The sequence below is a fragment of the Streptomyces sp. NPDC021224 genome, assembly GCF_044332905.1.
GTDB lineage: Bacteria > Actinomycetota > Actinomycetes > Streptomycetales > Streptomycetaceae > Actinacidiphila.
Map to the genome: position 1 here is coordinate 106,750 of NZ_JBIRPW010000015.1, position 14,915 is coordinate 121,664.

7 protein-coding genes are annotated in these 14,915 nt (G+C 78.4%); all 7 read right to left on the bottom strand.

The genetic code is table 11. The features are described from left to right. Window positions 1-265 precede the first annotated feature (265 nt). The 7 genes from ACH4PY_RS29145 to ACH4PY_RS29175 all read right to left on the bottom strand — a co-directional run bounded on the left by ACH4PY_RS29145 (window position 266) and on the right by ACH4PY_RS29175 (window position 14,897). Complete coding sequence (locus ACH4PY_RS29145) at window positions 266-1,555, bottom strand: metallopeptidase TldD-related protein (protein ID WP_398189340.1); 1,290 nt, start codon at window positions 1,553-1,555, stop codon at window positions 266-268. After that, window positions 1,552-4,149, bottom strand: coding sequence for a hypothetical protein (locus ACH4PY_RS29150; protein WP_398189342.1), 2,598 nt, complete (start codon window positions 4,147-4,149; stop codon window positions 1,552-1,554). The genes ACH4PY_RS29145 and ACH4PY_RS29150 overlap by 4 nt, the downstream gene beginning before the upstream one ends. Next, on the bottom strand, window positions 4,146-6,425 hold the full coding sequence (locus ACH4PY_RS29155) for a lantibiotic dehydratase (protein ID WP_398189345.1): 2,280 nt from the start codon (window positions 6,423-6,425) through the stop codon (window positions 4,146-4,148). The genes ACH4PY_RS29150 and ACH4PY_RS29155 overlap by 4 nt, the downstream gene beginning before the upstream one ends. After that, window positions 6,415-7,935 carry a hypothetical protein gene (locus ACH4PY_RS29160; RefSeq protein WP_398189348.1) on the bottom strand — a complete coding sequence of 507 codons (1,521 nt, stop codon included), beginning with the start codon at window positions 7,933-7,935 and terminating at the stop codon, window positions 6,415-6,417. The genes ACH4PY_RS29155 and ACH4PY_RS29160 overlap by 11 nt, the downstream gene beginning before the upstream one ends. Window positions 7,936-8,362: 427 nt before the next feature. Further along, on the bottom strand, window positions 8,363-10,651 hold the full coding sequence (locus tag ACH4PY_RS29165; protein WP_398189351.1) for a lantibiotic dehydratase: 2,289 nt from the start codon (window positions 10,649-10,651) through the stop codon (window positions 8,363-8,365). Window positions 10,652-10,662: 11 nt separating this feature from the next. Then, window positions 10,663-13,110 (bottom strand): lantibiotic dehydratase, encoded by a 2,448-nt coding sequence (locus tag ACH4PY_RS29170; protein ID WP_398189353.1) that lies wholly within the window; start codon window positions 13,108-13,110, stop codon window positions 10,663-10,665. Continuing rightward, a complete protein-coding gene (locus ACH4PY_RS29175; RefSeq protein WP_398189356.1) occupies window positions 13,110-14,897 on the bottom strand; it encodes a hypothetical protein in 1,788 nt (595 codons plus the stop codon). The genes ACH4PY_RS29170 and ACH4PY_RS29175 overlap by 1 nt, the downstream gene beginning before the upstream one ends. Between the last annotated feature and the right edge of the window lie 18 nt (window positions 14,898-14,915).

Consider the following 14,915-nt stretch of genomic DNA (forward strand, 5'->3'; position numbering starts at 1 on the left):
CACCGTCCCGCGCCACTCCGTCCCCGCGCCCCCGTCCGGCCACCCGCCACCCGCTCCACCGGAAAGGCACGCCGCGGGAGAGCTGGAGGCTGGCGAGGGTGACGGGGGAGGGGTGCCCGGTCCGCCGGCGGTGCGGGGCGCGGGGGGTTCAGGCAGGGGTGTGGGGCGCTCCCTCGGGGAGCCGGAGGGTGCTGGTGGTGGGGGCTGGCGGGGGGAGGCAGGGGTTGTGTGTGTCGGGTTCTTGGCGGTGCGGGGTGCGGGGGGTTCAGGCGGGGGTGTCGGCACGGAGCACCCCCTCGGGGAGCCAGAGGGTGCTGTTGGCGAAGCTGACGGGCAGGGGGAACTGGTCGAGCTTGCCGCAGCCCTTGGTGGCGCGGGCGCCGCACGCGGCGGGGTGGGTGTCCGCCGGGCGGAGGGCCGCCAGGACGTGCAGGCCGGTGCCGGTCAGCCGCACGGGTCCGGTGCGCGCCGTCACGGCCCCGTCCTGGACGAGGATCGCGTCGGCGGCGGCGAACTCGAAGTCGCCGCTGAGGATGTTCATCCAGCGCAGTTGGAGGCCGCGCGGGTGCAGCCGGACCCCGGACGGCAGCGGGGCGGGCGGCGCCGCCGCGGGGCGGTTCGCCGAGGCGACGGTGTGCCGCATACGCGGCAGCACGCAGTGCCGGTAGTCCAGGCGGCGGCCGTGGCCGGAGCCCGGCGTGCCGAGCAGCGCGGCGGACGCGGTGTCGGTCAGCGGGTGCGCGACGCGTCCGGCGTCGATCAGCCGGGTCTGCCGGACCGCCGTGCCCTCGTCGTCGAAGCGGGCGCTGACACCACCGCGGGCGCCGCCCTCGCCGTCGTCCACCGTGAACCACCCGGGAGCCACCCGCTCGCCCGGACGCCGGGCGAGGTAACTGGAGCGGCCGAGCACCGCGTCGGCCTCCAGCGGGTGGCCGACGAGTTCGTGGAAGAACGCCCCCGCGTGTCCGGCGTCCAGCACGACCGGACACGGGCGGCGCGGCAGCGGACGGCCCGGCAGCGCGGCGGCCTCCCGCAGGCGGGCGACCGCGGCGTCCAGCGCCGCTGCGCTCTCCTCGGGCCGCGAGACGTCCCACGGCACGGCGACGGAGAGCGCGGCGCCGCCCCGCGCGTCGTGAGATGCGGCGAGAAGCTGCACCTCCGCGGTGCACAGCGACCGCGTGTCGGCGCGCAGCAGTTCGGGCGCTCCGGCGGCGACCCGCTGCCAGTACCGCGACCAGACGATCCGTACGTCCCCCCGGGCCCTCTCCCGCAGCGCGCGGTCCGCGGCGGCGCACACCTCCGGGGGGAGGGCCGTCACCGCGCGGCGGGCCTCCGCGGCGGCCGGTGGCGACAGCCGCGGGACCGGCGCGCCGAGCAGCGCGGCGCCGTCCGCGAAGGCGTGCCGCATGCCGCCCGCCGCGGTGTGCGTCTCGACGCACATGCCGCGCCGCACCGTCCGCTCCTGCCGGACGGGCAGACCGGGGGCGTAGGCGCGCGAGGTGCGCGCCGCCGTCTCCGCGAAGACCACCGTCCGGGTGGCGCCCGCCGCCGTCACCGCTGCCGCCCTCCGTCCGGTTCCCAGCGCACCAGCACGGGCAGCCGCAGCTCCGCGGGCTGGGGCGCCGGACGGCACCACCAGGTGTCGGTGAGCGCGGGCAGCACCTCCGTGCAGCCGACCGGGCCCGGGGCGAGGCGGCCGAGATCGGCCACGGCCAGCGCGTCCCCGAAGTCGACCAGCAGCGGCTTGGGTTCCCCGGGGTGCCGCAGGAAGACCTGGTCCGGCATGCCCCACGCCCGCTGCCACGCACGGGCGGCGCGCCAGCCCGCCACGCCGTCGCCCAGGGCGGGCAGCCCGATCCGCCATGTCCGCCGCTGGAGGACCAGCCCGCCGAGCACGACGCGCGGGGTGACCGGCCGCCCGGCCCCCACCGCCACCGGGGTCACGCACGGCAGGGACAGCGCGGCGAACAGCGGACCGGGCACATCCCCGGGATAGAGCTGGTGCCGGACGCCGCCGTGCACCACACGGGCGCCGTCCGCGGAGACCTCGACCTCCGCGGCGGGCACCACCCGCTCGCGCGGACCGGCCGCCACGCCGGACAACTCGATGCGCAGGCCCGGCAGTTCGGGGGTGATGTGGCGGCTGCGGCGGCGGCCCACGACGGTGGCCAGCCGGTCGGTGTCCAGCCAGGCCCTGACGGCGTCGGCCAGTTCGGCGAACCGGCCCGCGGGCTGGACCCGCGCGGTGATGCCGCCGAGCGCGCTGCTGCTGTCGTCATGGCATTCGGAGAGCACCCATGTGCCCTCGCCCGGACCGCCGTTCGCGCACATCAGGTCAGCGCCGGGCAGGCAGCCGAACTGGTCGTCGGGCAGCGGTTCGAGACCGCGCCAGAGGTCGGCCACGGCCGCCGCCACGGCCGGCGGATCCCAGCGGACCTCCGGGTCCGGACAGTCGGAGCCGTCCGGGAGCAGCGCGTCCAGCCGCCGTGCCAGCTCGTCGGCGCGCCGCGTCACGGGGGCGGGCGGCCGCCGGGCCAGCTCCAGGAGCCCCGCCGTACGGCCACGGGTGTGCGCGCGCACCGCCTCGCGCGCGTCGGCCTGCCGCAGCAGCGCGCCGAGCACGAGCAGCGGCAGCCCGTCGCCCAGCGCCGCGGTCACCGAGGCCAGCGCGGGAGCGCCCAGACGCACCCGGCCGCTCCAGCGGCCGGCCCTGTCCTCGGTGACCGCGTCGCGGTCCGCGTAGTGCCTGCCGCTCGCCCGCGAGGTCTCCAGCCCCGCGCCGTCGAGCACGGTACGGATACGTGTCCGCAGCGCCAGCGGATCGGCGTCCGGGGCGGCTTGCGCGGTGAGCGCGGCCAGCTCCGCGACGAGCGGGCGGCCGGGGAACGCGCGCTCCACCCAGCCCAGCCCGTCGTTGAGGGTGGCCGGGGGCTCGGGCCACGGCAGCAGCGCGGGCAGCAACAGGCGCAGGGCGGTGGCCACTTCGGCGGTGGCAAGCCCCGTCGCCGCCGTCAGCTCCCGGGGGCACGCGGGTTCCGCCAGGTGCTCCCAGACGGCGGCCGCGGCCTCGTCCAGGGCGATCCGGCGGCCGGTGAGCGGGGATGCCAGACCGGCCGCGCCGAGCCGCCACGACGGGTCGCGCCGCCACCCGCGCTCGGCCGCGGGCAGCTCCCGCCGCAGCCGACGGGTGAGCTCCGCGGTGACCCAGTGGCTCAGCCCGAGCGCACACCGTTCCGCACCGGGCGCGCCCACGAGCAGGGCCGCGGGGGCGTCGCCGTCCCAGCTGACGGCGACGGTCGGACCGAAGAAGGCGTTCGTCTCGGTCTTGGCCAGCAGCCGCCGCACGTACCGGTGGCCGGTCCTGACCTGCCGCCTGCCACGCCCGTTGAGCGCGGCGTAGGGCGTCGCCGACACGAGCGGACGGCCGGGCCCGAAGGCGACCGCGTGGAAAACGGGGCTGGAGATGCCGACCGCCTGACGCAGCCGCTCCCGCCCGAGCAGTTCCCGCACCGTCCGCAGCCCCGCCTCCAGCGCCTCGGCGTGCTCGCGGGCCACGTCCTCCGCGGAGGCGTCCGGCGCGTCGCGCAACGGCGCCGGACGGTGCAGCGCGCCCAGCGGACGGACGTCGAACCCGGCGCCGCGCAACAGGGCGTGCCGGTGCAGCCGGAAGCGCAACTCCCCCCGGGGGAGCGCCACGACGGCGCCGCGGGGCGCCACCGGACCGGCAACGGGCTCGTGGGCAGCCGCGTTCCGGCCCGGGGCCGTAGCCGCGGCCGGGTTCGCGGAGGACCAGTGGGCGGTCGGGTTACCGTCCGGGACGGCGCCCGCCGCCGGGCCTGCGGAGGGCTGGTGCGGGGTCGTGTCGTCGTCCGGGGCCGCGCTAGCGGCCGGTTCTGCGGAGGGCGGGCGTACGGGTACGTTCCCGTCTGCGGTGGCATGCGTGGGCTCACCCGCCGCCGGGCCCGGGAGGGGCAGGTGGGCGGTCGTGTTGCCGTCCGGGGCCGTACCCGCCGCCGGGTCCGCGGAGGACCAGTGGGCGGTCGGGTTACCGTCCGGGACGGCGCCCGCCGCCGGGTCCCCGGGGGGCCGCTGGGTGGCACCCGCGGGCGGGCTCACCACCGGGTTCGTGGACGGTCGGTGTGCGGTCACGATTCCGCCTCCTGACGGTCGCGGCCGGTCATCTGCACGCGCAACTCGCACGTGTAGCGCCGTCCTTCGGCGTCGCGCAGCCACAGCGCGTCCGGTCCCGGCAGCATCTGCTCGAACGCCAGCGTCCGGGCGCGTCCGGCGACGTAGCCGAGCAGGTCGGCGGCGAGCACCGAGGCCAGGTCCACGAGGTACGGCTTGCGCTCCCGGTCGGTGCGGCAGAAGACGAACCGTCCCGCGCCCGGCGTGGCGGCGAAGCGGCGCAGGGCCAGGAAGCGCGTGGCCGGGGAGGGCGCGGCGAACGGTTCGGCGGGCAGGGTCCACCGGGGCCGCTGGTAGACGACCCCGCCGACCCGTACCGGGGGAGTGCCCGCCGGGCAGGGCCCGGTCCCGTCGAACGCGGCGTGCGCCACCTGCGGTTCGGACAGGGCGGCGTAAGGCGGGTACTTCACGTGGTCGCTGAGCGGGATGTACAGCGTCGCCGGGCTGCCGTCGGGGCGCCGGGCCGTCGGCCACCGCTCGGCGCCCGACAGTGTGACGGTCAGTTGCTCGGGCCACAGGACACCGGTGCCGTCCGCGTGCGAGGCGTGGCGCACGGGCACGCGCGTGCCGGGGAAGCGGTAGTAGCCCTTGTTGCGGCGGCCCACGTCGAGGCCCACCACGTGCGGGTGCCCGGCCAGCCACTCGGCGGCGGAGCGGCCGAACGCCTCCCGGTCCGGGGCCATGGTCGCCAGCCAGCCGTCGGTCAGCAGATGGTGGTGGCACCGGCCGAGCACCAGCTCGGCACCGGCGAGGCCGTCGGTGTCCGCGGCCGCCGGGCACAGGTCGATCACCGCGTAGCGGTCACCGGGGAGGCGCTGCGCGGCGGCGACCATCTGCGCCGTCAGCTTCTCCGCCCCGGCGGCCGGGTACCGGGGAACGTGGTCGGCGGCGAACCGGCTGCCGCCCGGGTCGAAGACGCCCGACAGCCGTTCGGCGTAGGCGCGGAAGGTCAGTTCGACGGGCGCGTCCGGCGCGTCCCCGCCCGGGGCCGCGCCGAGGGCCGCGATGACCCGGCGGCGGGCAGCCGTCTGCACCTCGGCGCCGTGCGCGGTGGACAGCTCCAGTGCGGCGGCCAGCGCGCGCGCCCACCCGGCGGCGACCCCTTCGCCCACCTCCAGGGCGAACGGCGAGGAGCACTCCTCGTAGAAGACCGCGCGATCGGCGTAGACCGCCCCCGCGCCGCGGCGCGCGGGCTTCCCCGTCGCCGCGGTGAAGGCGTCCTCCAGCCGGGCGACCACGGCGGTCCTGGCCGGGAACGGGGTGTCCGCGACCTCGGCGAGCAGGCCGCGCAGTTCGCGCAGGACGGCCGGCCAGGAGGTGCGGGAGGCCGCTTCCGGCATCCGGCCCAGGCCGTCCAGCATGGTGCCCAGCGGGTCGAGGTCGTACGGCCCGGCCGCGACGCCGAACTCCAGCGCCCCCTGGGCGACGAGCCTTCCCAGCCGGACGGCCGTCTCCCGCAGGGGCCTGCCCAGCGCGGCGGCGAGGGCGGGCAGCGCGGCGCCGTCCGCGGGCACCGCGCGCAACGCCGCGGTGCCGTCGGCGGTGGCCGCCGGGCGCCCGGTGGGCCGGAAGGGCAGGACGGTCCGCAGCCGCGGGTCGCCCGCGATCGCGGCGGCCAGCTCGCGGGCCGCCCAGGAGGCGAGGAACACCTCCCGGCGGCGTGGCAGGCCGGTGCGCAGCGCCACCCGGTCGCCGGGGACGGTCCGGCCGTAGCCCATCGGCCCGAAGAAGCTGACCGTCTCGTTCTTCGCGCAGAACCGCTGGAGGTAGGTGTACAGCTGGCGCCGGGCGCGGCGGCGGGCGGCGTTGAGCGGCCCGCCACGGGCGAGGAACGGCTCCAGCATGTTGCGGTGGACGTCGGGGTTGGACAGGTGGACCGCCTCCTGGACCTCCGACCGGCGGAGCAGTGCGGCGAGCCCCGCGGTGGCCGCCTCCTGGGCGTCCTCGAACGCGGCCAGGTAGCGCCGCACCGCGCCGGACCAGCGGTCGGCCGCCGCTCCCCACCCGGCGGGCGTCCGGGGCAGCAGGGCGGGCTCCAGCCGCCGCACCGCCGCCTCGACACCCTGCGGGACGCGCCCGCCCGCGGCGGCGGCCGCGAGCAGCGCGTCCGCGCGGGCCAGCACCTCGTCCGCGGCCGCGAGCAGCGCGGGACCGGCGCCCAGCCCCTCCAGCCAGTCGAACGGCATCCCGGCGTGCCGCAGCACGAACACCGGGCCCAGGCTCCAGTCACGCCGCATCGGTGGGCCTCCCGTCGGGCAGCAGGGCCCCTGCCGTGCGCAGGGCGGCGAGCAGGGCCGCCCGCCGCGGGCCGGGCAGGCGCCGCAGTGCGCCGGAGGCGGCGGGGCCGCCGCGGCGCAGGGCGGTGGTCAGGGCGGCCAGCGGGACGCTCAGCCGGTTCATCCGGCCGGTGCGCAGGTCGACCAGGAAGTCGCCAGGTGCGGTGCCCGGCGGGGCGGCGTGCCGGGTGCGCACCTGACGGACGGCCGGGTTCCAGGACGTCCCGCCGTCCGCCGGGTGCCCGTCCGCCGCGAACAGCGCGGCGGCCAGCCGCCCGGGGAAGAGCGGGTGCCGCCGGGCCAGCCGGTCGAGCCAGGGGCCCGCGGCGGTGTCCGGCGCGGTGGCGGACGCGGCCCAGCGGGCGAGGTCGTGACCGGGCTCGGCGGCGGTGTGCACCGGGACACCGGCCCAGGCCCCGCCCGGGTGACCCGCGGCCAGCCGGAAGGGGCGGCAGCCCGCGATCCGTACGCCGCTGCCCGCCGCGAGGGCCACCGCGCGGTCGAGGTCCTCGTACGTCACCCCCGGCGCTCCGGCCAGCAGATCGAGGGCGACGGGCACCCGGCGGCCCAGCACGGCCGCGTGCCGCAGGTCGTACGGGCCGCCGGCGGCGTCCCACGCGCGGCCCCACCCGTCCAGCCGGGCGACGGTGACCACCAGGCCCGCGCAGCGCTCCCGCCGACCCGGGCCAAGTCCCGCGGCCCCGGCGGCGTCCAGCCATCCCGCCCACGGCCCGGCGGCCGGAACGGAATCCGGCTCGGTGACCCACACGGCGCCCCGCGACGCGTCCCGCCCGGCGGGGACGAGACCGCCGATCCGGGCGCCGGGCAGCTCGGGCGCCTCGGGGAGCAGCCGGGCCCCGGCCAGCGCGGGCACCCGGCGCAGGGCCGCCGCGTGGTCGCGGACGAACGCGCCGGTGAGGACGGGCGCGCAGGCGGGCGCCCGGCCCAGGATGCCGAGGACGGCGGGGAGTTGCTGGTCGGCGTGGAGGATCACCCGCACCCCCGGCCCCGCTGCCCGTAGCAGCGCGGCGCCCGCCTCGACCTCGGGCAGCATGAGGGTGCTGAGCGCGGCGGCCCGTGCCACGTCGGCACTGGACTGGGTCGTGCCGGTCACCAGGTGGACGTCGTCCACCGCGACGGTCAGACCCGCGTCACCCGCGCCGCGCACCCGGGCGGCCGCGGCCAGCCCGAGCAGATGCGCCGCCGAACCGGCGGGCTCGCCCAACGTGTCCGCCGCGGCCAGCGCCAGCAGACACGCGGTACCGCGGTCCGGCCCCGCACCCGCCGCTCCCTCCTCGGCCTGCGGAGAATCCAGCCGGACCGCGTGTGCCAGGACCGCGCCGGGGGCGCACAGCCGTTGCCAGAAAGCGGTGTTGAGGTCGGCCGTCCGCTCGCCCGGTCGTCCGTCGAAGGTCAGCGTCGGGTCCAGCAGCGGCGGGATCACCTGGAGGGGCGGTGGGGGAGTGCTCATCGTCGTGCCTCCCGTTCCGGGTGGGCGCGGCGCGGTTGGGCCGCGTGCGCCGGGACCGTGCCGGGGGCGCACGGCCGTTGCTGGAAGGCGGTGTTGGGGTCGGCCGTCCGCTGGCCCGGTCGTCGGCCGAAGGCCGGCGTCGGGAGGGGCGGTGCGGTCGTGCTCATTGCCGCACCTGCCGCCCCGCGTGCCGGGGCTGTGTCGGGGGTGCACGGTCGTTGGCAGAAAGTGGTGTTCAGGTCGGCCGTCTGCTGGCCGGGCCGTCCGTCGAAGGCCGCTGCCGCGTGCGCCGGGCCCGTGCCGGGGGCGCACGGCCGTTGCCGGAAGGCGGTGTTGGGGTCGGCCGTCCGCTCGGCCGGCCTTCCGCCGAAGGCCGGCGTCGGGTCCAGCAGTGGCGGGATCACCGGAACGGGCGGTGCGGGTGCGCTCATCGTCGTGCCCCCCGCTCCAGGTAGACGCAGCGCAGTTCCGCCGCGTGCCGCCGTTGGCCGGCCCGCAGCCACAGGGCGTCGGGGCCGGGCAGCACCTCCGTCGCGTACACCCGCTCGGCGCCGCGTGCCAGCCGCGCCAGACCGTCCACGAGCAGCGGGGCGGCGGTGTCGACGTAGACGGGCTTGCGTTCGTGCGGGGCCTTGGCGAAGAAGGCCCGCGGCATGCCCGCCGAGCGGGTCCGCTCGCGCAGCCGGGTGACCCGCTCCACCGGATCGGCCGCGCCGAGGGCCTCCCCGAGCACGTCCGCGTCCAGCCGCCAGCGGCGGCGGGCGAGGACCACGCTGCCGTGCCGCAGCCGCGGCAGGTACGGGACGTCGGGCAGCACCGGCGGACGCAGCCGCGGCAGCGCCAGCGCGGTGTGCAGCGGGCTGTCCAGCTCGCCGTTGTGGAAGTGGAGTTCGCCGGGGACACCGCGGGCGCGCAGCCGGGCCCTGCGGCCGTCGCTGACGACGAACAGCTCGTCCAGGCAGACCCGTTCGCCCGGACCGCGGACCGCGCCGAGCTCCAGCAGTCTGCCGGGGAAGCGCAGCGGCGGCAGCCCGGTGCTGCGCCGGGCCACCACGCTGAGCGCCTGCACCGGCCCCAGCACGGCGGCCAGCGCGCGGTCCCGCTCGGCGACCAGCTCGGCCCCGCGCGGGTGGAACTGGAGCGCCCATGGGGTGAGCAGCGGCGCGTCGTGCACGTCACCGACCACCAGGGGGGTGCTCCCCGGCCGGTAGTCGGCGAGGCTGGACGCGGCCACCATGACGTCCACCGAGCACAGCACCGGCAGGCAGTCCGCCGGGCTGCCCACGGGCAGGCGCGGCGCGGCGGCCAGGGCGGGCGCGAGGTCGATGTCGGCCGCTCCGGGGGACTCCGCGACGGCCGCCGCGACCACCTCGGTGAACCACGGGTCGGGGGTGACGGGGAAGGCGGAGTGCTCGCGCACCACCCGGGTCAGCGGGAAGGTGCCGCTGCCCAGCGAGCGCGCCAGCGCGCGGTTCGCGGCCTGCCGGGTGCGGCGCGCGGCCAGCGCCAGCGCGTCGAGCGCGGCCGGCACCCGGGTGCGCAGGTCCTCGGCGAGTGCGCCGCCGACGGTGAGCCGCAGGCTTCCGACGGCCGCCTCGTGGACCGGCGAGCGGTCGTTGTAGAACTTGCCCCGGTCGGCGGCAGGCCCCCGCTCCGCCCCCGCGAGGGCGGGGAGTTCGGCCAGCAGCGCGGCCTTGTCGCCGGGCGCGGCGGCGGGGAAGCGGTCCAGCAGCTCGGCGACGGCGCGCAGTCCCGGATCCCGGGGGGAGCGGGCGAGCAGTGCGCGGACCGGGTCAGGGTCGGTGTCGGCGGGCAGCGCGTCGCAGCCGAGCACACCGCGCTCCAGCGCCACGGCCAGGGCGCGCGCGGCCTCGGACGGACTCAGCCCCGCCGCCCGGCCGATCTCGCCGAGGGTGCGCCTGCCGTCCGCCGCCTCGTGCACCCGCAGCGCGGCGGGCTCGCCTCGCAGCGCCGACTCGGCCCGGCGCAGTGTCTTGCGGCGCGGCACCAGCCGCGCGGCCCGCTCGGGGTCGGCCAGATACCGGGCGCGCAGCGCGTCCCAGATCCACGCGGCCGGGAAGGCGCGGCGCTGCGGGCAGGTGCCGCCGCCTTCCCACTCCGGTTCGGTGAGGGGCTGGGCGCGGTCCAGCAGCGCGTAGTTGACGGGTCCGAAGAAGCTCATGGTCTCGCACTTGGCGGCGAACCGCTGGGCGTAGGCGGCGATCTGACGGCGCAGCCGGGTGCCGGGCTCCCGGCCGTCGGCGGCGCACAGATCCCGGTGGACCCCGGGGTGCGAGCACACGACGGCGTCGCGGAAGCGCGGGTCGGCGGTGAGGGTGCGCAGCGCCCCGGCGGCTCCGGCCGTGTCCGCCTCCCGGGCTGCGGCCAGCTCTTCTTCGGTCGCGGCGAGCCGTTCCGCCAGCCCGTTCCAGGCGGCCAGCCACTCGGCGGCCAGCGGGGCGTCGGGGCCGAGCGGCCGCAGGTTGCGGAGCCGGGCGGTCTGGCCGCGGGAGAGCCGGCCGGTCGGCAGCGCCCGCGCCGCCAGCTCCCGCAGGGCCTCCCGCGCGGCGCACACCTCCTCCACCGCGCAGGCGGTGCGCGGCCACACCAGCGTGTCCAGCAGATCCCAGGGGAATCCCGCGGAGCGCACCACCAGCGTCGGGAGCAGCACCCACGAGCCCGCCCCCGCCCCCCCGGTGCTAGCGGGACCTCGCACCAGGCCGCCGCTCATCGCGTACCCGCCCTGGTGAGCGCGATCCGCAGTTCGGAGGTGGTGGGACGGCCCTGTCGGTGCAGCCACAGGGAGCCGGGCTCGGGCAGCATCTCGGTGAGGGCGACCGGCTCCTCGCCCGCCGCCGCGGCCAGCGTCACCAGCACCTCGACGGCGAGCGGGGCGTCCAGGTCCAGGCAGACGGGTTTCGGTTCGGAGCTGATCCGCGCGTAGACCCAGCGGGGCAGGCCGCGGGTGGCGCGCAGCTCCTGGACCCGCAGATAGGCCGCGGCGGCCGAGGGCGTGCCGCCGGGCGGGGCGATCAGCCGGGCGGGCAGCCAGCGGCAGGCGCGCTGCACGACGAGGCCGCCGACCACCACCCGCGGTGCCTCGTCCCCGAACCGGACCAGGGGCAGGCGCAGGGCGGGCGGCGGAGCGAAGGCGGCCAGGTGCGGGTGGTCGTTCTCGCCCGCGTACAGCACCAGTTCGCGGTCGCCCTCCAGCAGCCGCACCCGGCCGGAGGCGTCGCGCTCCACGTGCAGCGCGGTGACGGGCACGCTCCGGCCCGCCGCGCCGGACCGGGCGGTGACCTCGACGAAGCGCCCCGGGAAGGCGGCCGAGACCAGCCCCTTGTGGGCCCGGCGGCGCAGCACGGTGGCCATCGCCGCCCGGCCGCCCCACGGCTCCAGATCGGCGGCGCAGTCCCGTTGCAGGCCCTCCGGGTCGGGGCTGAACCGGCCCTGGGAGCCCCACGCGAACATGTACGGGTGGACCTCGCCGAGCACCAGGCCGGGGCCGCCGTGGTCAGCGCCCCCGTCGGTCTCCCCCCGGAGCAGGATGTCGGGGCTGGCGAAGCGGGGCCGCCGGTCCGGCGCGCCGAGGGCGCGCAGCTCCTGCGGGGCGAGGACCGCGACGCCGTCCCGCGTCCGGTCGCGTACCAGGGCGGCCAGCCGGTCGTGCAGGTCACGGGCCGCCGCCAGATGGGGGGCGAGCCCGCCCGAGGCGGCGCTCGCGCCGATGGCGCGGACGAAGGCGTCGTACGGCATGCTCGGCACACCGGCCGCCTCCAGCACCTCCGACGCCAGCCGCTGGTGCGCCCGGTGCAGTTGCTCGCCGAACAGCGCGCCGAGGTCGAGGACCGGGGCCAGCTCGGCGGTGATCCGCTCCGCGAGATCGGCGCCCAGGCGGACGGGGCCGAGGTCGCCCTCGCAGTCGAGGTAGGCGACCATGCGGTCGGCGTACATCCGGCCGCCGGAGCGGCGTGGCGGCACCGCCGCGATGTCGGTGAACATCCGCTCCAGCGCGTCGAGTTCGGTGCGGCGCGCGGCCGGGTCCGGTGCCCGGCCGTACCGCTCCAGCCGGTCGTGGAGGGCGCGCAGCCGCTCCGGCCAGCCGGTACCGGCGGCGTGGACGTCGGCGAAGGCGAGCAGTTCGCCGAAGGGCAGCGGGGCGGTCGAGGCGGGTTCGGGCCGGACGCGCACCGCGCCGAGCCGCTCCAGCGTGGCCAGCAGCCGGTCGGTCTCGGCCACCGGCAGCTCCGCGGCGCGCGCAAGGTCCCCGGCGCAGGCGGTCCCGTCCACGCACGCGGCCAGCCGCGCCAGCGCCGGTGTCAGCCGCACCCGCTTGCCGGTGGGCAGCCCCAGCACCTCGCCGTCCACCCGTACGGCGGCGACCCGTTCGACGGGGATCCGCGGACGGACCAGCGGATCGGCCGCGATCCGCCGGGCGAGCGCGTCGACCGCCCAGAACGCCAGGAAGGCCTCGGTGCGGCGCACCCCGCCGGGGGCCTGCGGGCCGAACCGCACGCCGCTGTCCTCCGGCACGACGAAGCCGTGCACCAGCGGGCCGAAGAAGCTGGTGGTCTCGTTCTTCGCGGCGAGCCGCTGGAGGTAGAGGTAGAGGCGGCGCAGCAGGGCCCCTTCACGGGCGCCGCCGGTCGCGTGCTGCTGGTCGGCCCAGCGGACGAGGCTGTCGTAGAAGGACGGGGCGAGCTGGAGCACCGCGTCCAGGACCGGGGTGTCCAGGCAGCCGCGCAGCCGGGTGGGCCGTTCGTCCCGTTCGTCGCCCAGCGCGGCGGTGAGCCGGTCCGCCGCCCGTCCGCGCTCGGCCAGGGCGAGCGTGTAGCCGTCGACCGCGGCGGTCAGTTCCGCCGGGAAGGGCCGCTCCAGGAGGGCCGCCTTGCCGCCCGGCGGGCGGCGGCGGCCCGCGGCCGAGCGCAGCGCGGACAGCGCCCGCAGCGCCGTCCCGTCCTCGGCGGCCCGCGCCGCGGCGACGGCGGCGGGCAGCCGGCGGCGCAGCAGCTCCTGACGCGCCGTCTCGCACGCGCGCACGGCCGCCCGGTAGGCGGCTGCCGCGTCCGCCGCGCGCGCGTCGCCCACCGGCTCCAGCAGGTCGAACCCGAAGCCGGCCCGGCGCAGCAGGAAGCGCGGGACCAGCCGCCAGGGCGGGGGCTCGCCGGGGGCCATCAGAAGTTCACCAGGTCGAAGGGGCGGTTGAGCTTGGTGCGTACGGCCGGCAGCAGGGCGCGGGCCTGGTCGGTGCTTCCCGCCCGTACGCATGCGGCCAGGGCCTCGGCGCGGGAGGCGTTGGTGCTGCTGCGCAGGGCCAGTTCCCCGAGCGCGGCGGCGGGCGGGCGCCCGGCGGCGAGCGCGCGGCCGGTGCGTGCCAGCGCGGTGCGGTAGGGGTCGCCGAGGGCGGTCGCGGCGCTGTTCGCCTCCTCGAAGTACCCGGCGGCGGCCGTGGTGTCGCCCCGGCCGAGCAGCAGGGCGCCCAGTTCGGCGGAGACCTCGAAGACATGGAAGTCGTCGGTCATGTCCCGGCACCGGTCCAGCGTCTGCCGGAGCAGCGCGGTGCCGCCGTCCGCGTCCCCGACGGCGAGAGAGAGCCCTCCGGCGCGGTAGGCGTGGTGCTTGACGAACTTCGTGTCCGTGGTGAAGCCGGAGCCGCCGAACCGCTGCCAGGTGCGCAGGGCCTGGGCGTGCTTGCCCGCCTTCTCCTGGAGCACGCTGATGTTGGAGACGAGGTTCACCCGCAGATGCACCGAGCTGGGGTCGGTCAGGCCCTGCAGGCTCGCCCAGGCCTCCTGCTCGTGCCGCAGCGCCCCGACCAGGTCGCGCTGCACCGTCAGGGTGAGCCCGCGCAGATTGTGCAGCCAGCCGCGCTCCCGGCGGACGGAGTCGGGTTCGCCCGGCGCGGCCGGCAGCGCCGCCAGCCCCGCCTCCACCTCGCCCACCGCCTCGGTGAGGGCGTTGCGGCGTTTGACGAGGGTCAGCGCGGCCAGCAGGTGCGACTGGCCCAGGGCTTCGGGGGAGAGCGGCCCGTCGGTGGCGCGCATGGCGCGGAACCAGACCACCGCGTCGTCGTGCCGCTCACGGAAGGTGGCCTGGATGCCGAGTGCCTTGAGCAGGAAGGCCCGGACGTCGGCGGGGTGCCGGAAGATCTCCGGCTCCAGCTCGAACGCCTGGGTGCCGTGCGCCGTCAGACCGCCCGCGAGCCGGGCGGTGGCGCCCGGCGGCAGCGCGTCGGTCAGCGGAAGGCATCCGGCGGCGACCAGCGCCGCGCCCTCCCAGTTGGCGCTCGCGAAGGCGAGCAGGAGGTACTGCACGGCCGCCCGCAGCCGGTCCACCGCGTCGGCGGAGGTGTCGAGGGCCTGGTGGAAGAGCCGGCCCTCGGCCGTGGCGGCGGCCGCCGGGGGCGTCCCTCCGGCCCGGGGCCCGCTGCCCGGGGGGAGCGGCGCGGCGCCCGCGAGCCGCAGGCAGCGGGCCCGTTCGGCGCGGAAGTCGAGCGGCCCGCCGTCCGCCGGGCCCGCCCCGGCGTTCTCCGCGGGGGCGATCGCGAGGGTGCCGACGCCGGTGGCCCGCTGGTACTCGGCGGTGCGGATCAGGCCGCGCAGCGTCGGCAGATCGGTGGTGCCGGTGCCGCGCAGGAGCACGGGGCGGCCCACTTCCTGCGATCCCCGGCAGAGGGCCACGGCCGCGGCGGACAGCACCCGGAAGGTGTGCTCCGACTCGCGGTGCAGCCGCCGTTCGGAGGCGGGGATCGTCGTCTCGTCCAGCAGGCCCGGCGGCTGCCCGCCGCCGGATGTTCCGCACGGGGGTGCCAGGACCTCCCATTCGCCCGGCCGCAGCCGGCTCAGCGGTCCAAAGTCGGCGCCCGCGTCCCGCAGCGCGCCGATCGCCCGCCGCAGCCCCGCGAACCCCTCGGACGGACCCGTCCCGAGGTCGATCTCCAGCGCTGACGTCTCCCCTGCCACCTGCCACCCCCGTGTGGA

Coding starts and splice junctions, on each gene's coding strand:
- ACH4PY_RS29155 (WP_398189345.1), bottom strand. CDS start 6,425: ATGCGGCGTGACTGGAGCCTGGGCCCGGTGTTCGTGCTGCGGCACGCC.
- ACH4PY_RS29160 (WP_398189348.1), bottom strand. CDS start 7,935: ATGAGCACTCCCCCACCGCCCCTCCAGGTGATCCCGCCGCTGCTGGAC.
- ACH4PY_RS29170 (WP_398189353.1), bottom strand. CDS start 13,110: ATGGCCCCCGGCGAGCCCCCGCCCTGGCGGCTGGTCCCGCGCTTCCTG.